The following is an 18842-nucleotide window of genomic DNA, read 5'->3' on the forward strand; positions in this document are numbered from 1 at the left end:
CAAGCCCGAGATCCGTCGGGGGGAGGCAGCGCGCGCACGACCGGACCGATTGGCCGACAACAGGTTCGATGGACGCTTAGCCGGCGGCGGCGGCAACCGCCGCGGTGATGGCGTCGAGGGCGGCCTGTGCGCCGCCGCCCTCGGGGCCGCCGGCCTGGGCCATGTCGCGCCGGCCGCCGCCGCCCTTGCCGCCGAGATGGCCGGCGCCGGCCCGCACCAGGGCGACGGCGTCGTAGCGCTCGGTGAGGTCGGCGGTGACGCCGACCACGAGACCGGCCTTGCCGTCGGCGCCGACGCCGACGATGACGACGATGCCGGAGCCGAGCTTCTGCTTGCCGGCATCGGCCAGGCTCTTGAGGTCGCGCATCTCGACGCCCTCGATGGCGCGCGCCATCAGCTTGACGCCGGCCACCTCCGTGGCCTCGTCGCCGCCTCCGGCGCTGCCGCCCATCGCCAGCTTCTTGCGCAGGTCCGAGACCTCGCGCTCCAGCCGGCGGCGATCCTCCAGCAGCCCTGTGAGCCGGTCGGACACCTCCGCCACCGGCGCCTTGAGCTGGGAGGCGAGCGCCCCGAGGGTGCGGCTCTCCTCGCTGCGGTGTCGGCGGGCGGCGTCGGCCGTCATCGCCTCGATGCGGCGGATGCCGGCGCCGACCGCGCTCTCGGCGAGGATCGTGATGGTGCCGATGTCGCCGGTGCGGGCGGCGTGCGTGCCGCCGCAGAGCTCGATCGAGAAGCTCTGTAGGCGCCCGCCCTCGACCTCCCGCCCGGCCTCGTCCACCGGCCGGCCCATGGAGACGACGCGGACCTCGTCGCCGTACTTCTCGCCAAACAGCGCGCGGGCGCCGGATTCGATCGCCTCGTCCACCGCCATCAGCTTGGTCACCACCGGCGCGTTCTGCAGCAGCACCGCGTTGGCGATATCCTCGACGCGGGCGAGTTCGGCTGCCTCGATCGGCTTCGGGTGGGAGATGTCGAAGCGTAGGCGCTCGGACGAGACGAGCGAGCCCTTCTGCGCGACGTGGTCGCCGAGCACCTGGCGCAAGGCTTCGTGCAGGAGGTGGGTGGCGGAGTGGTTGGCGCGGATCGCGGCCCGGCGGGCGTGGTCGACCTTCAGCTCGACGGCCTGGCCGACGCTTAGCGTGCCTTCGTCCACGCTGACGTGGTGGACGAAGAGATCGCCGAGCTTCTTCTCGGTGTTGGTGACCCGCGCCTTCAGCCCCGGCGCCGCGAGCGTGCCGGTGTCGCCGACCTGGCCGCCCGATTCGGCGTAGAACGGCGTCTGGTTGGCCACGAGCAGCCCGCTCTCGCCGGCCTGTAGGGCCTCGACCTCGGCGCCGTCGCGCAGCAGCGCCGTCACGACGCCCTCGGCGGCCTCCGCCTCGTAGCCCAGGAACTCGGTGGCGCCGGTTCGGTCGCGCACGGAGAACCACACGGTCTCGGTGGCGGCCTCGCCCGAGCCCGACCACGCCGCGCGCGCCGCCTGCTTCTGGCGCTGCATCGCGACGGCGAAGGCGTCGGTGTCGACGCCGATGCCGCGGGCCTTCAGTGCGTCCTGCGTCAGGTCGAGGGGGAAGCCGTAGGTATCGTAGAGGGTGAAGGCGGTCTCGCCGGCGAGGTTCTGGCCGGCGGCGAGGTCGCGGGTCTCGGCGTCGAGGATCGCGAGGCCGCGCTCCAGGGTGCGGCGGAAGCGGGTCTCCTCGAGGCGCAGGGTCTCGGAGATCAGGCTCTCGGCCCGCACCAGCTCGGGGTAGGCCTGCCCCATCTCGCGCACCAGCGTCGGCACCAGGCGGAACATCACGGGCTCGCGCGAGCCGAGCAGCTCGAGGTGGCGCATGGCGCGGCGCAGGATGCGGCGCAGCACGTAGCCGCGGCCCTCGTTGCCCGGCAGCACGCCGTCCCCGATCAGGAAGCTGCCGGCGCGCAGGTGGTCGGCGATGACGCGGTAGGAGGCGACGTTGGAGGCCTCCGGCGGCCGGCCGACCGCGTGCGACACGGCGTCGATCAGCGCGCGGAAGAGGTCGGTCTCGTAGTTCGAGGTCACGCCCTGTAGGATCGCGGCCATGCGCTCGAGGCCCATGCCGGTGTCGATCGACGGACGCGGCAGGACCAGCCGGTTGCCCGGCTCGACCTGCTCGTACTGCATGAACACGAGGTTCCAGAACTCGAGGAAGCGGTCGCCGTCTTCGTCGGGCGAGCCGGGTGGGCCGCCGGCGAGCCCCGGACCCTGGTCGATGAAGATCTCCGAGCACGGCCCGCAGGGACCGGTGTCGCCCATCTGCCAGAAGTTGTCCGAGGTGCCGATGCGGATGATCCGGTCGTCGGAGAACCCGGCGATCTTGCGCCACAGCGTCGCCGCCTCGTCGTCGTCGGCGTAGACGGTGACCAGGAGCCGGTCCGGCTTCAGGCCGAACTCCTTGGTGATCAGGTTCCAGGCCAGCTCGATCGCTCGCGGCTTGAAGTAGTCGCCGAACGAGAAGTTGCCGAGCATCTCGAAGAAGGTGTGGTGACGCGCGGTGTAGCCGACGTTGTCGAGGTCGTTGTGCTTGCCGCCGGCGCGGACGCATTTCTGCGCCGTCGTCGCCTGGCTGTAGGGGCGCTTCTCGACGCCGGTGAAGACGTTCTTGAACTGCACCATCCCGGCGTTGGTGAACATCAGGGTCGGGTCGTTCTTCGGCACGAGCGAGGACGAGGGCACGATCGTGTGCCCCGCACCCGCGAAGTAGTCGAGGAAGGCCGACCGGATCTCGTTGACGCCGCTCATCGGATAACTCTGTGCTGGGCCGGGCTTTTTCGCGCGGCGACGCCCGGCCGTCCCGGGCCGTTCGTCGCGGATGCGCCCTCATACGGAGGGACGGGCTCCAAGTCACGGGTTCCGATCACAAGTCACAGTTTCCGATCATGGGTTCGCAACTTGGGTCCGCGCGAAGGGCTCGCGAGAGGGTAGCGGATGCCTGGGCGCGCAAAACCGGCGGCGCCACCGGAATAACCCAACCGCGGCCGTGTTGTCGCCACATCTGTCAAGCCAGATCAGGGGGTGGCGCCGCCGTCGGCGCGAAATTGGGATTTTGAGTCGCACATGCTGGGCCGCACCGTCGGAACGTCTCGCAAGGCCATCACGTCCAGCACCGCCGGCGTCTCCAAGGTGGCGCCCGCGGGCCGTTTCGGCGCAGGCGCCGCCGACTGCATCACCCTCTCCGCCCCGGTCGGCCGCGGCCACGGCAGCCGCCCGGCGCTCGCCCGCTCCGTCCTCTCGATGTCGCTGTTCGCCGGCGCGCTGAGCGCCCTGCTGATCGGCTCGGGCGTCGAGCTCGGCAAGATCGGCCTCGAGAACGCGGTGTCGTCGGCCCAGGCCGCCACCGAGATCCCGATGCCCCGCCCGCGCATCCAGGTGAGCGCGCTGCCGCCCGTCGTCGCCGAGGCGCCGGTGGTGCTGCGCGCCTCCTCGGCCTTCGCCGCGGTCCACGACCTGGACACCGAGCTCGGCTCCAACGCGGTCGACCGCGTCTCCTACGACTTCCTGCTCTCGGAGAGCGCCGGCGGCGACCCGAACGACGTGCTTGAGTTCGGGCCGATGAAGATCCGCCGCCACATCGTTCAGACGATCGTGCGCGCCGCCCAGGCCGTGCAGACCGATCCGGTGCTGCTGATGGCGGTGGCCGACAAGGAATCGAGCTTCATCACCGCCGTGCAGGCGAAGACCTCTTCGGCCACCGGTCTGTACCAGTTCATCGAGCGGACCTGGCTCGGCTGCGTGCGCGACTTCGGCGCCAAGTACGGGATGGAGAAGGAGGCGTCGGTGATCGTCCCCGACGCCAACGACCGGCCGACGGTGGCGGATGCCGCCGAGCGCACCCGGATTCTCGAATTGCGCCGCGACCCCTACCTCTCGGCGCTGCTCGCCGGCGAGATGCTGAAGCGCGACGCCGCGCGGATCTCCCTGCGGATCGGGCGCGAGCTGTCGCTCGGCGAGGTCTACCTCGCCCACTTCCTCGGGCCGGACGACGCCGAATCGTTCCTTGCCAAGGTCGTCGACAAGCCCGGTGCCGCCGCCGCCCAGCTGCTTCCCGGGCCGGCGCGTGCCAACCGCTCGATCTTCTTCGCCTCCGAGCGCAGCCGTCGCCGCAAGGCCGCGAGCTTGTCGGTCGCCCAGGTCCACGAGAAGTTCGAGGCGATGATGAGCGCCCGCGGCGCGCGCTACCGCGACGTCCGCGCCGTGTCGGGCGTGATGGCCTACGCCGACGCCGACGCGACGGCCCGCTGATTTTTCGCGGTCCGCCCGGATCGAACGACCGCCTGAATCGTGGAGCCGGCGCAACTGACGGCGCGTTCCCGACTTCTTGCTTCAAGAGCCTCCGCATCCGCGGGGCGCGACGCGAAGACTTCGGGGGAAGTTCTTGACCAATCCGCTGCGCCACCGGCCCATCGACACCTTGAGCCCCGACATCCCCCTCGACCGGATCGGGGAGACCCTGGCCTCGTTCTACGACAGCCTGGTCGCCGAGGGCGTGCCGGAGCATCTGGCCGCCCTGGTACGCAAGGTCCGGCAGTCCGAGGCCGGCGAGCCTGCCGCGGCACCGGTCGCACAGCTGCAGCGCATCGCGCTGGTGGTCGAGGACAACCGGGAAGTGCGCGTCCTCGCCGAGGCCCTGCTCGAGGAGACCGAGCTCGCGGTGGTCGGCTGCGACAGCGCCGAGGCGGCGCTCGCGGTTCTGCAGGCGCGCGGCGGCGACGTCGCCCTGGTCTTCGCCGACGTGCGCCTCGCCGGTGAGATGGACGGGCTCCAGCTGGCGCATGCGGTCGCGACGCTGTGGCCGCGGGCGCGGCTGGTCGTCACCTCCGGGCATTGCGTCGGCCGCCCCGAGATTCCGGTGGAGGCTGTCTTCATTCAGAAGCCCTGGCGCGCCTTCGACGTGCTGGTGGAAGCCGAGCGTGCCGTGGGCGGGTCGGCGCCGCCGATCCGCTGACGCCAAACGTTTCCTCGACGGAAGTGTTTCCTCCGTGATGCCGAGTCGGGACGGGCGCCGAGGCGTGATACTTGCAGCGTGGCCGTCGCACCGGCGCATCCGCGGAGTGTTACGTCCTTGCCGATCCTGTCCGTCCGGCACGTCACCGTGTACCGCTACCGCCGCCCGGTCTCGTTCGGTGAGCACCGGATCATGTTCCGCCCGCGGGACAGCTACGACCAGCGCCTGATCGAGGCCACCCTGGACATCGACCCGCTGCCGGCGAGTGTGCGGTGGATGTTCGACGTGTTCGGCAACTGCGTCGCGATCGCGAGCTTCGACACGCGTAGCGACACGCTCCGGTTCACTTGCGGCATCACCCTCGACCACACCCCAGAGCACGCGCCCGTATTCCCGCTGGCGCCGCACGCGACCCACTATCCCTTCGGCTACGGCGTCGAGGATATGCCGGACCTGTCGCGCTCGATCGAGCGACAATGGCCCGACACCCACCACATGGTCGATGCCTGGGCACGCAGCTTCATCCCGGCCGACGGCCGCATCCCGACGCAGGACCTGCTCGCCGACATGACCCGCGGCATCCGCTGCAACTTTACCTACCTCGCCCGCAGCGAGAAGGGCGTGCAGGACCCGGTGACGACGCTCCGCCTCAAGCGCGGCTCGTGCCGCGACTTCGCGGTACTGATGATGGAGGGCGTGCGCTCCCTCGGCATGGCGGCCCGCTTCGTCTCCGGCTACCTCTACAATCCGCGCAACGACCGCGACCGCCACGTCGGCGGCGGCTCGACCCATGCCTGGGTCGGCGTCTACCTGCCCGGCGCCGGCTGGATCGAGTTCGATCCGACCAACGGCATCGTCGGCAACCGCGACCTGATCCGCGTCGCCATCGCCCGCGACCCGCGGCAGGCGGTGCCGCTGCACGGCTCGTATTTCGGTCTGACGAGCGACGACCTCGGCATGCGCGTCGACGTCGCCGTGACGGAGACATCAGCACCGGACCTCGTCCCGGCGCATTAGGCATCTCGGCGCGCCAGAGCGGACACGCCCGGCGCGCGCTTCGGTGAGAAAGGTTGGCAGGTGGCGCGATGAAGATCAGGACCGGTTTCGATATCGCCTTCGACTCAGCGCAGCCGACCCCGATGATCCTGATGCTCAGCATCCACCCGTCACGCCTGCCGGACCTGGTGACGCCGCAGGCGATCAGTTTCGATCCGCCGATCCCCTGCCATCAATACGAGGATGCCTTAGGCAACCTCTGCCATCGCATCGTCACGCCGACCGGCCCGCTGACGATCTCGGCCGACTTCACGGTGCGGGATTCCGGCCTGCCGGACGCATATGCGCCGGATGCGCGGCAGTTCGCGGTGCAGAACCTGCCGGACGAGGTCCTCGTCTACCTCCTCGGCTCGCGCTACTGCGACACCGACAAGCTCTCGCAGACCGCTTGGTCGCTGTTCGGCGCGACGCCGGAGGGCTGGGCCCGGGTCCAGGCGATCGTCGACTACACCCACGAGCGCATCCGCTTCGACTACATGCGCGCCGACGCCACCCGCAGCGCCCATGACGGCTTCATGCAGCGCGAGGGCGTGTGCCGCGACTTCGCGCACCTGGCCGTCACCTTCTGCCGCTGCATGAACATCCCGGCGCGCTACTGCACCGGCTATCTCGGCGATATCGGCGTGCCGAAGGACCCGGCGCCGATGGACTTCTCCGCCTGGTTCGAGGTCTACCTCGACGGGCCGCAGGGCGGATGCTGGTACACGTTCGACGCCCGCCACAACGCACCGCGCATCGGCCGCATCGTCATGGCCCGAGGGCGCGACGCCACCGACGTCGCGATCACCACCAACTTCGGCTACGTGCACCTAGCCCGCTTCGACGTGCACACCGACGAGATGGCATGAGCGCGCCCCGCCGGGCGGGTCACATCTTCGCCGGCCACGTCTTGTCCGCTTACGTATTCCCGCGCCGCTGAAATCTTCGCCCGGCCGTGGAACCCTCTGCCTATGCTCACGCTTGTAATGGCAAAGGTTACTGCACAGGTAGGCCACATCATGAAGACCTCAGCCACCGCTCTCGCCGCCCTCCTCGGACTTTCGATTGTTGCCAGCGTGCCGGCCATGGCCGCCTCGACCTACGATCCCTTCGGCACCGATGCCGGATACGAGGAAGACCAGTCTTACGGTTACCAGGGCACGCAGAACCGCGACTATTACGGTCAGCAGCCCGCCTACTCCCCCGGCTACGGCCAGGGTGTCCAGGCCGCGCCGCAGGCGCAGGTCCAGCCGATCCCCCGCGAGATCGTGGCGTTCAACGGCAACTACGCCCCAGGCACCGTCGTCGTCTCCACCGCCGAGCGTCGCCTGTACTTCGTGATGCCGAACGGCGAGGCGATCCGCTACGGGGTCGGCGTCGGCCGTCCCGGCTTTACTTGGTCGGGCACCAAGACCGTGACCGCCAAGAAGGAGTGGCCGTCGTGGACGCCCCCTGCCGCGATGATCGCCCGTCGCCCCGACCTGCCGCGCTACATGGCCGGCGGCATCGAGAACCCGCTCGGCGCGCGCGCCATGTACATCGGCAACACCGAGTACCGCATTCACGGCTCCAACGAGCCGGACACGATCGGTCAAGCCGTGTCCTCGGGCTGCATCCGGATGACCAACGACGATGTCACCGACCTATACGAGCGCGTGAAGGTCGGCGCCAAGGTCGTCGTCCTGAACTGATCTCGCGCGACGCAACTTCGCGATCCGATTGGGGCCGCGCCATCCGGAAGGGTGGCGCGGCCCTCGTCATTCCGCTGCGTAGGCGTCGTCGACCGCGTAGAGGCGGCACGGCTTGCCGCCGGCCGACGATTCGCAGCGATGCAGCTCCGCCTCGATCGCCGCCGCCTTCGTGCCCTGCGCGGTCTGCCACGCGTAGGCGCTACCTGCGCTGACGGCGAAGGCCTTGTGCGAGGCCGCCGCGCGATAGGTGTCGAAATCCCTACGTTCGCCGGCGCCGACCTGCGGCGGCGGTCGGATGGCCGCGCGCCTGGAGGAAGGCCTCGACGATCGGCTCCCAGATCGGTCCGCCCCCTTGCGTGAACAGGCCGTGCCCGTCCGAGCCCGTCGGCGGCCCAACGCGGCGAGCCGTGGCTGATCAGCGCCAAGAGATGCCGGCCCAGGGTGCCGGGCGTCATCACCAGGGCATCGAGCCCCTCCGGCCCGGCGACGTCCATCGGAGCCCGAATCGCTTCCGTGCCGAGCCCCTGCGCCGACGCGGCGGCGACACCGAGCCCCGACGCGAGGCCGACGCCCGCGAGCCATCGCGCGCTCAGCGAATCGCCCGTCGCGGGCCTGCGGCCGGATCGTCCGTTCAGGGCACCACGCGGCCGACCGCGGTCTGCGGCTGGCTGAAGGAGGCGATCGGCATGTCGCAGAAGCAGCGCGCCCCGAGCGGGCGCGGACCCGGCAGCGGGCAGGAATAGGGCTGCGGCCCGGAGAGGCCCTGCTGGACCGCATCGCAGTTCAGGCCGACCGGGCGGGCCGGGCCCGGGCGCTCGCCGCGCCGCGGGTAGACGGGACGTTCGTCGTAGGCCGGGCGCTCCTCGTAATACCCGCGCCGCGGCGCATCGTAGTACTGCGCGTCGGCGGCCTGCACGGCGCAGGTCGCGAGGAGGGCGGCGAGGCCGAGGCGTGTGATCTGTCGCATGGCATCCCTGTCGGCGGAGGGTCTGATGCCCGGTCCGGGCGCGACGCAGGCATGCCCGCGCAATCGGGGCGAAAACGAGACGGCCCGCCCCCGATGGATCGGGAACGGGCCGGGAGCGGGCGCGGGTGGCCCGCCCTCGAGGGGCGAGCCTGGCGGCGGGCTTAGTGGGTCGCCTTGTTGGCGGCGTCCTGCGAGTCGTGCGCGGCCTGCTTGGCGGCGTCGGCGCCCTGCTCCATCGCCTTGCGGGCGTTGTCGGCACCTTCCTGCATCGCGGACTTGGCGCGCTCGGCACCCTGCTGCATCGCGTTCTGGGCGAGGCCGCCGAAATCCTTGGCCTGCGCCTGGATCGCGGCGAACTGGCTGCGCACGAACTCGGCCTGGTGCTGCATCGCCTCCTGCACGTCCTTCGAACGGACGAGCTTCTGCGCGAGGTCGAAGGCGGCGTTGACGTTCTGCTCGGCATACTCGAAGCCGCGGGAGGACACGTCCTTGACGCTAGTGCGGGTCACCTCTGTGGAGCCGGTGACGGTCTCCGCGGTGCGGCGTGCGGCGCCGATGAAGCTGTCGAAGGCCTTGCGGGCCTGGTCGACGCTCTTCTCGGCGAAGTCGCGCATCTCGGTCGGGACTTCGTAGGTCGGGGGATTGCTCATCGCTCGTCTCCTCTCACGTTGCCTGTGGACGCATCATTGTGCGCTGCACAATAACACATGTATCATCGTACGCTACCCGCCGGAGCAGCATTAACGTTGATGCGAGGTAAACGTGTGACGGACGCGCGAAAGGTCCAGCGTCCGGAGCCGCTCCGCCTACAATAAGCCTTGGGCAATCATATTTTCCGTCACGAAACGGGCTGGGGCGCGGCCGATGGGGACTGTTCGGTGAACGTTGGCGACAGCACGCGCGCGGGCCTCCAGGCCGCACTGGAGGCCTGGGCGGGCGATCCCGTCCTGGCCGCGCCGCTAGCTGATTCGGCGCGCGCCTTCCTCGTCCTCGACGGGATGGCGACCACGATCCTGCACGCCTCGCCGGCCGCCGTGCCGTTCCGCGACGCGGTGGCGGATGAGGTGGGCCGCTTGAGCCCCGGCCTCGCCGGCCAGATCCGCGCCGTCAGCGGCATTGCCCGGCCGCGGCTCGTGCGCTTGCGCCTCGATCCCCGTCGGATCGCGCCGCCGACCGCGTGCCTGATCGCGGGCGGCACCGTCGAGGCCGCGCCCGCCCTGCTCCTCGTCGCCCTCGGCCCCCTCCCCGCGATTCGCCCACGCGCCGTCCGGGCCGATCCGGCGCCGGATCGCCAAGCGGCGTCCGCCGAGCCGACCGGACACGCCGCACCGGATGCGCCCGGCGATTCCGACCGAGCCGTCGCGCCGGCGGCGGGCGACCGCTTCGTCTGGCGGAGCGACGCCGGCGACCGCATCGCGACGATCTCGGGACCATCCTTCGAAGCGCTCGCGCCGCGCCTCGTCGGGCGCAGCTGGGCCAACCTCGCCGAGGCCGGCCAGCTGCGCGACGCCGACGCGTTCCTCGCTGCGGTCGAAACCCGGCACACCTTCCGCGCCCTGCCGGCGGTTCTGGATGCCGGCACAGTCGGCACGCTCGCCCTCGACCTGTCCGGCGCCTGCCTCGGCCGCAGCGGCGACGCGTTCTCGGGTCTGGGCGGGTACGGCGTCGTGCGCGCCGTGACCGCGCCGGCCGTGGCGACCGTACCGCCGGCCGCCCCGGTAGAAACGCATCCCGATCCGGTTGAAACCGCAAGCGTCGAGGTGCCGGACTTCGATCTTCCGTCCGACGCGAATACCGACCGCCCGAATGCCGCCGGTGAGCCGGATCGTGTGCTCCCCGACATCCGCAACGCCGCATGGCCTCCGGTCGCGGTCGCGACCGAACACCTCGACGACCATGCGGCTGGCGATCCCTGGTCCGGCGCGCGTGGCCCCGGTCGGGGGCACGAGGCCGTCGGCGTGGCACCGAACGCTCTCCTCTCCCGTGTGGTGCCGGAACCCGTCGCGCCGAGCCTTCCCATCGACCGCCCGGTGGCGGCGCAGGAGGGTACCGATGCCGCCCTGTCGGTGACCGAGCACGCGGCCTTCCGCGAAATCGCGCGCGCCCTCGGCGCCCGCTACGCAGGAGACGACGAGGTTCGCGAGGCGATCGACGCGGATGCGCGTGGCGCGGGCGCGGCGGTGATGCCCTTCCCTGTGCCGAGGCCGGCCGAGACGCCGCCGCCGGCACCACGGGACACGTTGCCGCCGCCGCTAGACGACGTTCCGGCCGCGCTCCTGATCCATCGCGGCGACGCGGTGCTGGCCGCCAACCGCCGCCTGCTCGACCTGACGGGCCATGCCGACCTGGCGAGCCTGCAGGCGGCCGGGCTCCGTCGCCTGTTCCGCGGGCTGCCTCCGGCACCGTCCGGCGGCGATCCGGCGGCGTCGGACGGCCCCCGCATCATCGAGACGGCGCAGGGCGGCAGCCGGCCGGTCGCGGTGGAACGCGGGCCGATGGCCTGGGACGGCGCGCCGGCGACCTGCCTCATCCTGCGCGTGGTCGCCGAGGCCGATCCGGCCCGCGAGCGGGCGGCCGAGCGCTTGGCCGAGTCGTTTCGCGAGCGTCACGCCGCCGACGCCCGCGCGACCCTCAACGCCCTCGACGACGGCGTCGTCACCCTCGATGCGGCCGGCCGCATCGTCGCGATGAACCGCGCCGCCGCCGCCCTGTTCGCCTGCGAGCCGCGCGAGGTGGTCGGCACCGCCTTCGATTCCCTGTTCGATGCCGCGCAGCGGGACGTGGTCCGCGCCGCCCTCGCCGGCCTCGGCACCGAAATCAGCATCGCCGCCAGCGGCCGGCCCGTGACGCTGCGTGTGTCGGTCCGAGAGGGCGCCCGCGTCGCGGTACTGCGCGCGCCGTCCGAGGTCGCGGCGCGGAGCACTTCGGATGTCGATCCCCAAGCCTTCGATCCCCAAGCCTTCGATCGCCCCGCCTTCCTTGGGCGCCTCGACCGCGAGATCCGCACGCCGGTCGAGGGCATCGTCGGCCTCGCCGACGGCATCCTCGCGGAACCGCACGGGGTGCTCGACGAGCGTTACCGCGTGCCGCTGCGCGCGATCCGGGCGGCGGGCGACCACGTGCGCGGACTGGTCTCCGACCTGATCGAGATCGCCACCATCGAGTCCGGCGGCCTCGCCCTCTCAGTCCGGCCGCTGCCCCTGAACGAGCTCGTCTCGGGCTGCGTCGAACTCCTGCAGCCCGAGGCGGCGCGCGGGCGCATCGTCCTGCGCACCAGCTTCTCGCCAGACCTGGCGCCACTGGAGGCGGACGAGCCGTCGCTGCGGCAGGCGGCGCTCGCCGTGATCGGCGAGGCGATCCGGGCGACCGCGGCCGGCGGCCAGGTAATCGTCTCGACGACGCCGGGAGAGCGCGGCGGGGTCGCGCTCAAGGTGCGCGGCACCGGCCCGGGCGCGCGCGCGTCCGAGATCGAGGCCGGGCGTGCCCCGCGCGAGGGCGGCGAGGCGCATGGTACCGGGCTCGGCTTGCCGCTCACCAAGGCGTTGATCGAGGCCAACCACGGCCGCGTGCGCGTCTCCAACCGTAGCGGTGAGGGGATGCTGGTGGAGATTATTCTCCCAGGATCTAAAATGCGGGCTATGTGACGGGCGTGCCAAAACAATCCCCGATCTTTGTCAGAAGACTGGCTAGAAACGTAGCAGTGCCGTTAGACTCCGCACGCTCAGCCGTGCAGATCATCCATCAGGCACGAAATCGGAACGTCGGGCCGCCTCGATCATCTGAACACGGGTGGAACGAGGCGTCGTCGCGGGCGACGGACCGGCTTGACAGTCCTCTGCGGGCGCCCCTAGCAGGAATTGGGTTGCCCCTGACCTTTTAAGGTTCGAGGCTGTGGCAGGCGTTGGCGTCATGCCGAAGCCGACGATAATCTTTGGAAGACCCGGCTGCGCGGGCCACCGCGATACGATCGGGCACCAATCAGGGAGACGCGGGATGGACGAGAAGATCGTCGAGGTGCGGGATTCGTGGCGCGAGGGCGCCCATGCCGACGACGCCAAGTATCTCGAGATGTACGCGGCCTCCGTCTCGGACCCGGATGCCTTCTGGGCCGAGCATGGCAAGCGCATCGATTGGGTGACGCCGTTCTCGAAGGTCAAGGACACCAGCTTCGAGCCGGGCAAGGTCTCGATCAAGTGGTTCGAGGACGGCAGGACCAACGTCGCCTACAACTGCGTCGACCGGCACCTCGAGACCCGCGGAGACCAGACCGCGATCATCTGGGAAGGCGACGACCCGAACGAGTCCAAGCACATCACCTACCGCGAGCTGCACGCGCAGGTCTGCCGGATGGCCAACGTGCTGCGCAACCGCGGCGTCGAGAAGGGTGATCGCGTCACGATCTACATGCCGATGATTCCCGAGGCCGCCTACGCGATGCTGGCCTGCGCCCGCCTCGGTGCCGTGCATTCGATCGTCTTCGGCGGCTTCTCGCCGGATTCGCTGGCCTCGCGCATCGAGGGCTGCGACTCGAAGATCGTCATCACCGCCGACGAGGGCCTGCGCGGCGGCCGCAAGGTGCCGCTAAAGGCCAACGTCGACGCGGCGATCGCTCGCCTCGGCAAGGACGTGGTCGATCACGTCGTGGTCGTGCGCCGCACCGGCGGCAGCGTGGCGATGGAGCCCGGCCGCGACGTCTACTACCACGAGGCCGCCGAGCAGGTGACCGACCAGTGCCCGGCCGAGGCGGTGGAGGCCGAGCACCCGCTCTTCATCCTCTACACCTCGGGCTCGACCGGACAGCCCAAGGGCGTGGTGCACACCACCGGCGGCTACCTGGTCTACGCGGCGATGACGCACGAGTACGTCTTCGACTACCGCGAGGGCGAGGTCTACTGGTGCACCGCCGACGTCGGCTGGGTCACCGGCCACAGCTACATCGTCTACGGGCCGCTCGCCAACGGTGCGACGACGCTGATGTTCGAGGGCATCCCGACCTATCCGTCGAACTCCCGCTTCTGGGACGTGGTCGACAAGCACAAGGTCAACATCTTCTACACCGCGCCCACCGCGATCCGCTCGCTGATGGGCGGCGGCGAGGGGCCGGTGAAGAAGACCTCGCGCGCCAGCCTGCGCGTGCTCGGGTCGGTCGGCGAGCCGATCAACCCCGAGGCCTGGGACTGGTACTACAGGGTGGTCGGCGACTCGCGTTGCGCCGTCGTCGACACCTGGTGGCAGACCGAGACCGGCGGCATCCTGATCACGCCGCTGCCCGGGGCGACCAGGCTGAAGCCCGGTTCGGCGACGCGCCCCTTCTTCGGCGTGCAGCCGGCGATGGTGGATGCCGAGGGCAAGGTCCTCGACGGCCCGTGCGAGGGCAACCTCTGCATCACCGATTCTTGGCCCGGCCAGATGCGCACCGTCTACGGCGACCACGAGCGCTTCGAGCAGACCTACTTCTCAACCTATCCGGGCAAGTACTTCACCGGCGACGGCGCCCGCCGCGACGCGGACGGCTACTACTGGATCACCGGCCGGGTCGACGACGTGATCAACGTCTCGGGCCACCGCATGGGCACGGCGGAGGTCGAGTCCTCGCTGGTCGCCCACGCCAAGGTCGCCGAGGCGGCGGTCGTCGGCTACCCGCACAACCTCAAGGGCCAGGGCATCTACGCCTACGTCACCCTTAACGAGGGCGAGGAGGGCGACGACGCGCTGCGCAAGGAGCTGGTGACCTGGGTCCGCAAGGACATAGGCCCGATCGCCTCGCCGGACCTCATCCAGTTCGCACCGGGCCTGCCCAAGACCCGCTCGGGCAAGATCATGCGCCGCATCCTGCGCAAGATCGCCGAGGACGACTTCTCCTCGCTCGGCGACACCTCGACGCTCGCGGAGCCCGCGGTGGTCGACGACCTGATCGAGAATCGACAGAACCGCGCCCCCTGAGGCCGGTCTTCGACGCTGGGCGGGCCCCGACCCGCTCGCCGAGGCGGACGTCCCACGGGTGTCCGCCTCCAACATGAAAAACCATCGTCACATCGACCGGAAGGCGGCCCCGATCGCGGGTCCCCTTCATCGGAGGGAGCGTACATGTCCACGTCAACAAGCGGCCCCGGCGGCCGTCCCGTCCCAGCAGCGCCGCGGCTCGGCGGCACCGTGCTCGGCTCCGCCGACGACAAGGTCGCCAGGAGCCCGATCTTCCGCCAGCTCGTCGAGGAGCGCACGCGCTTCGGCTGGATCCTCACCGGCCTGATGCTCGCCGTCTACTTCGGCTTCATCGGCCTGATCGCCTTCGACAAGAGCCTGCTCGCCGTGAAGATCGGCAGCGGCACCGCCTCGCTCGGGCTGCTCCTCGGGGTCCTCGTGATCCTCTTCGCCTTCATTCTCACCGGCATCTACGTCCAGCGCGCCAACGGCCGCTACGACGACCTGACCGCCGCCCTCAAGCGGGATCTCGGCCGATGAACCGTCTCAAGCATCCCCTCGTCCTCGGCAGCGCGCTCGCGGTCCTCGCCGTCACGGCCGCCCTCGCCGCCGGCCCCGACATCGGCGCGGTCACGAAGGCGGCGACGAACTGGCCGGCGATCGGCATGTTCGGGTTCTTCGTGCTGCTCACCCTGGGCATCACCTACAAAGCCGCCAAGGGCACCAAGTCGGCGGCCGACTTCTACGCCGCCGGCGGCGGCATCTCGGCCGGCACCAATTCGCTCGCCATCGCCGGCGACTACATGTCCGCCGCCTCGTTTCTCGGCATCTCGGGCCTGGTCTACACCTCCGGCTTCGACGGCCTGATCTACTCCACCGGCTTCCTCGTCGGCTGGCCGATCGTGCTGTTCCTCATCGCCGAGCGGCTGCGCAACCTCGGCAAGTTCACCTTCGCCGACGTGGCGTCGTTCCGCCTCGACCAGACCTCGATCCGCATCATCTCGGCCGTCGGTACGCTGGTTGTGGTGGCGTTCTACCTGATCGCCCAGATGGTCGGCGCGGGTAAGCTGATCCAGCTCTTGTTCGGCCTGCCCTACCTCTACGCCGTGATCATCGTCGGCGTGCTGATGATCGTCTACGTGGCGTTCGGCGGCATGAAGGCGACCACTTGGGTGCAGGTGATCAAGGCCTGCCTGCTGCTCGGCGGCGCGACCTTCATGGCCGGCGCGGTGCTCTACAAGTACGGCTTCAACCCCGAGACCCTGTTCGCCGCCGCCGTCGCCACCCATCCAAAGGGTGACGCGATCATGGCGCCGGGCGGTCTCGTGTCGAACCCGATCGAGGCGATCTCGCTCGGCGTCGGCCTGATGTTTGGCACCGCCGGCCTGCCGCACATCCTGATGCGCTTCTTCACGGTGTCGGACGCGCAGGCGGCCCGCAAGTCGGTGTTTTATGCGACCGGGTTGATTGGGTACTTCTACATCCTCACCTTCATCATCGGCTTCGGCGGCATCGCCCTGCTGATGTCCGATCCGAGCTACTTCAAGCTCGGCCCGGCCGGCGCCTTCGACAAGCTGAAGGACATGGTCGGCGGCACCAACATGGTGGCGGTGAACCTCGCCAACGCCGTGGGCGGCCCGTACTTCCTCGGCTTCATCTCGGCCGTGGCCTTCGCGACCATCCTCGCGGTGGTGGCGGGCCTGACGCTCGCCGGCGCCTCCGCGGTCAGCCACGACCTCTATGCCCAGGTGATCGCCCGCGGGCGCGTCAACGAGGCCGCCGAGGTCCGGCTCTCCAAGCTCGCCGCCGTCGGCATCGGCATCGTGGCGATCTACCTCGGCTACGTCTTCGAGAACCAGAACGTCGCCTTCATGGTCGGCCTCGCCTTCTCGGTGGCGGCGAGCTGCAACTTCCCGGTGCTGACCATGTCGATCCTGTGGAAGGGCACCACGACCTGGGGCGCCCTCGTCGGCGGCCTCGTCGGCCTCATCGCGGCGGTCGGCATGGTGGTGCTGTCCAAGGCGGTCTGGGTGACGACCTTCGGCAACCCGGTGGCGATCTTCCCCTACGACAACCCGGCGCTGTTCTCGATGCCGCTGGCCTTCGCGACGATCTGGATCGTCTCGAAGCTGGACAAGTCGCGGCGGGCCGAGCGCGAGCGGGCCGCCTTCGAGGCGCAGTTCGTGCGCTCGGAGACCGGCATCGGCGCGGATGGCGCCCACGCGCACTGACGCGCGGCGTCACGCACGGGACCCGACGAAAAAGGGGCGTGGCATCCGCCGCGCCCCTTTTTCGTACCGGCGGCGGCGCGCGGACGTCGGGCGATCCGGGGGGGAAAAGTCGTCACATCGACATGTTCATCTTCCTTCCAAACCATCTGCCCATGCAGTGGCACCATCACCTGCGCTAACGTTCGCGGGTTCGAATCTCGGCGAACGGCCGAGCGTTGCCGGCACGTCGTCGTCGAGCCCGGTTCCGCGAAACGAGTGCCGGGACGGACAGGATGGGGAGGACCGTCGCCATGGCCGCTGCAACCACGATCCCGCGGCCGGGAGACGCCGCCCGCCCGATGACAGCCGCCGACAAGCGCGTGATCTTCGCGTCGTCGCTCGGCACGGTGTTCGAGTGGTACGACTTCTACCTCTACGGCGCGCTCGCGACGATCATCGGGGCGCAGTTCTTCTCCGCCTACCCGCCGGCCACGCGGGACATCTTCGCGTTGCTGGCCTTCGCCGCCGGCTTCATCGTCCGCCCGTTCGGCGCCCTGGTGTTCGGCCGCGTCGGCGACCTCGTCGGGCGCAAGTACACCTTCCTGGTCACCATCCTGATCATGGGCCTGTCGACCTTCGTCGTCGGCATCCTGCCCAACGCCGAGACGATCGGCATCGCGGCGCCGATCATCCTGATCGTGTTGCGCCTGGCGCAGGGCCTCGCGCTCGGCGGCGAGTACGGCGGTGCGGCGACCTACGTCGCCGAGCACGCCCCGAACGGACGACGCGGCTTCTACACCAGCTGGATCCAGACCACCGCGACGCTGGGCCTGTTCCTGTCGCTGCTGGTGATCCTGGCGACACGCTCGTTCACCGGCGAGGAGGCGTTCAAGGTCTGGGGCTGGCGCATCCCGTTCCTGGTCTCGGTGCTGCTGCTCGGCGTCTCGGTCTGGATCCGCCTGCAACTCGCCGAATCGCCTGCCTTCAAGAAGATGAAGGACGAAGGCACGACCTCGAAGGCGCCGCTGACGGAGGCTTTCGGCCGGTGGAAGAACGCGAAGATCGCGCTCATCGCCCTGTTCGGCCTCGTCGCCGGCCAGGGTGTCGTTTGGTACACCGGCCAGTTCTACGCGCTGTTCTTCCTGCAATCGATCCTGAAGGTCGACGGCTACACCGCGAACCTGCTGATCGCCTGGTCGCTCCTGCTCGGCACCGGCTTCTTCGTGTTCTTCGGCGGCCTCTCGGACAGGATCGGCCGCAAGCCGATCATCCTGGCCGGCTGCGCCATCGCGGCGGCGAGCTTCTTCCCGCTGTTCCATGGGCTGACCGCGGTGGCCAACCCCGCCCTGGAGCGGGCGATCGACCAGGTGAAGGTGACGGTGGTGGCCGACCCGAAGGAATGCGGCAACCTGTTCAACCCGGTCGGCACCCGCACGTTCTCGGCGCCCTGCGACCTCGCCCGCGACTTCCTTGCGAAGTCGTCGGTGAAGTACGCCACCGAGGCCGGGCCCGCCGGCCAGCCGACCGTGGTCAAGATCGACGACACCGCCGTGCCGTTCCCGGCCGGAAGCCCGGCGGCGGACTTCGGCAAGGCCGCCACCGCGGCGCTCCAGGCCGCGGGCTACCCGAAGGCGGACGACGCCGGCATCGTCAAGATGAAGAGCGCGTTCGACGTCTTCCGGCCGCAGGTGGCGAGCGTGATCGGGCTGCTCTTCGTCCTCGTCCTGTTCGTGACGATGGTCTACGGGCCGATCGCGGCGATGCTGGTGGAGCTGTTCCCGACCCGCATCCGCTACACCTCGATGTCGCTGCCCTACCACATCGGCAACGGCTGGTTCGGCGGCCTGCTCCCGGCCACCGCCTTCGCCATGGTCGCCCAGACCGGGGACATCTATTACGGCCTCTGGTACCCGATCGTCATCGCGGTCGCGACCGTGATCGTCGGCGTGTTCCTGGTGCCGGAGACCAAGGATCGCGACCTCTACGCCGACGCGGACGCGCCCGCACCACCCCGCTGATCCTCGGCGAACAGTCCTGATCCGGCGCTGCGCCG

13 protein-coding genes are annotated in these 18842 nt (G+C 70.1%); 10 read left to right on the forward strand and 3 right to left on the reverse strand.

Going from position 1 to position 18842, the window contains the following annotated elements:
• Positions 1 to 76: 76 nt before the first annotated feature.
• Complete coding sequence (gene alaS, locus FV234_RS07315) at positions 77 to 2761, reverse strand: alanine--tRNA ligase (RefSeq protein ID WP_147828565.1); 2685 nt, start codon at positions 2759 to 2761, stop codon at positions 77 to 79.
• A 315-nt stretch (positions 2762 to 3076) separates the two neighbouring features.
• Between alaS and FV234_RS07320 the strand changes: the two genes are divergently transcribed.
• From FV234_RS07320 to FV234_RS07340, 5 genes are all read left to right on the forward strand, one after another.
• Positions 3077 to 4261, forward strand: a complete 1185-nt coding sequence (locus FV234_RS07320; RefSeq protein WP_147750784.1) for a transglycosylase SLT domain-containing protein — start codon at positions 3077 to 3079, stop codon at positions 4259 to 4261.
• A gap of 181 nt (positions 4262 to 4442) precedes the next feature.
• On the forward strand, positions 4443 to 4964 hold the full coding sequence (locus tag FV234_RS07325; RefSeq protein ID WP_147750790.1) for a response regulator: 522 nt from the start codon (positions 4443 to 4445) through the stop codon (positions 4962 to 4964).
• 117 nt (positions 4965 to 5081) lie between these two features.
• On the forward strand, positions 5082 to 5981 hold the full coding sequence (locus FV234_RS07330) for a transglutaminase family protein (RefSeq protein WP_147828566.1): 900 nt from the start codon (positions 5082 to 5084) through the stop codon (positions 5979 to 5981).
• Between the two features lie 68 nt (positions 5982 to 6049).
• Entirely contained in the window at positions 6050 to 6868 is an 819-nt protein-coding gene (locus tag FV234_RS07335) for a transglutaminase family protein (protein ID WP_147828567.1), read from the forward strand.
• Between the two features lie 150 nt (positions 6869 to 7018).
• Complete coding sequence (locus FV234_RS07340; RefSeq protein WP_147828568.1) at positions 7019 to 7690, forward strand: L,D-transpeptidase; 672 nt, start codon at positions 7019 to 7021, stop codon at positions 7688 to 7690.
• 631 nt (positions 7691 to 8321) lie between these two features.
• On the opposite strand, the gene FV234_RS07345 is transcribed toward FV234_RS07340, so the two are convergent.
• On the reverse strand, positions 8322 to 8657 hold the full coding sequence (locus FV234_RS07345) for a hypothetical protein (RefSeq protein ID WP_147764034.1): 336 nt from the start codon (positions 8655 to 8657) through the stop codon (positions 8322 to 8324).
• Between the two features lie 161 nt (positions 8658 to 8818).
• Positions 8819 to 9307 (reverse strand): phasin, encoded by a 489-nt coding sequence (locus FV234_RS07350; RefSeq protein ID WP_147828569.1) that lies wholly within the window; start codon positions 9305 to 9307, stop codon positions 8819 to 8821.
• A 228-nt stretch (positions 9308 to 9535) separates the two neighbouring features.
• Between FV234_RS07350 and FV234_RS07355 the strand changes: the two genes are divergently transcribed.
• The 5 genes from FV234_RS07355 (at position 9536) to FV234_RS07375 (ending at position 18807) form a co-directional block, all read left to right on the forward strand.
• Positions 9536 to 12301 carry an ATP-binding protein gene (locus tag FV234_RS07355; RefSeq protein ID WP_147828570.1) on the forward strand — a complete coding sequence of 922 codons (2766 nt, stop codon included), beginning with the start codon at positions 9536 to 9538 and terminating at the stop codon, positions 12299 to 12301.
• A 349-nt stretch (positions 12302 to 12650) separates the two neighbouring features.
• A complete protein-coding gene (acs, locus tag FV234_RS07360) occupies positions 12651 to 14600 on the forward strand; it encodes an acetate--CoA ligase (RefSeq protein ID WP_147828571.1) in 1950 nt (649 codons plus the stop codon).
• 144 nt (positions 14601 to 14744) lie between these two features.
• Positions 14745 to 15119, forward strand: a complete 375-nt coding sequence (locus tag FV234_RS07365) for a DUF485 domain-containing protein (RefSeq protein WP_147828572.1) — start codon at positions 14745 to 14747, stop codon at positions 15117 to 15119.
• Complete coding sequence (locus FV234_RS07370) at positions 15116 to 16810, forward strand: cation acetate symporter (RefSeq protein WP_147828573.1); 1695 nt, start codon at positions 15116 to 15118, stop codon at positions 16808 to 16810. Before FV234_RS07365 ends, FV234_RS07370 begins: the two co-directional genes overlap by 4 nt.
• A gap of 290 nt (positions 16811 to 17100) precedes the next feature.
• Positions 17101 to 18807 carry an MFS transporter gene (locus FV234_RS07375; protein ID WP_147828574.1) on the forward strand — a complete coding sequence of 569 codons (1707 nt, stop codon included), beginning with the start codon at positions 17101 to 17103 and terminating at the stop codon, positions 18805 to 18807.
• Positions 18808 to 18842 lie beyond the last annotated feature (35 nt).

The organism is Methylobacterium sp. WL8, assembly GCF_008040045.1.
Lineage (GTDB): Bacteria > Pseudomonadota > Alphaproteobacteria > Rhizobiales > Beijerinckiaceae > Methylobacterium > Methylobacterium cerastii.

Excerpts from the sequence above, each read along its gene's own strand:
- FV234_RS07340 (WP_147828568.1), top strand. The coding sequence starts at position 7,019 with ATGAAGACCTCAGCCACCGCTCTCGCCGCCCTCCTCGGACTTTCGATT.
- FV234_RS07345 (WP_147764034.1), bottom strand. The coding sequence starts at position 8,657 with ATGCGACAGATCACACGCCTCGGCCTCGCCGCCCTCCTCGCGACCTGC.
- FV234_RS07335 (WP_147828567.1), top strand. The coding sequence starts at position 6,050 with ATGAAGATCAGGACCGGTTTCGATATCGCCTTCGACTCAGCGCAGCCG.
- FV234_RS07320 (WP_147750784.1), top strand. The coding sequence starts at position 3,077 with ATGCTGGGCCGCACCGTCGGAACGTCTCGCAAGGCCATCACGTCCAGC.
- FV234_RS07370 (WP_147828573.1), top strand. The coding sequence starts at position 15,116 with ATGAACCGTCTCAAGCATCCCCTCGTCCTCGGCAGCGCGCTCGCGGTC.
- FV234_RS07365 (WP_147828572.1), top strand. The coding sequence starts at position 14,745 with ATGTCCACGTCAACAAGCGGCCCCGGCGGCCGTCCCGTCCCAGCAGCG.
- acs (WP_147828571.1), top strand. The coding sequence starts at position 12,651 with ATGGACGAGAAGATCGTCGAGGTGCGGGATTCGTGGCGCGAGGGCGCC.
- FV234_RS07375 (WP_147828574.1), top strand. The coding sequence starts at position 17,101 with ATGGCCGCTGCAACCACGATCCCGCGGCCGGGAGACGCCGCCCGCCCG.
- FV234_RS07350 (WP_147828569.1), bottom strand. The coding sequence starts at position 9,307 with ATGAGCAATCCCCCGACCTACGAAGTCCCGACCGAGATGCGCGACTTC.
- alaS (WP_147828565.1), bottom strand. The coding sequence starts at position 2,761 with ATGAGCGGCGTCAACGAGATCCGGTCGGCCTTCCTCGACTACTTCGCG.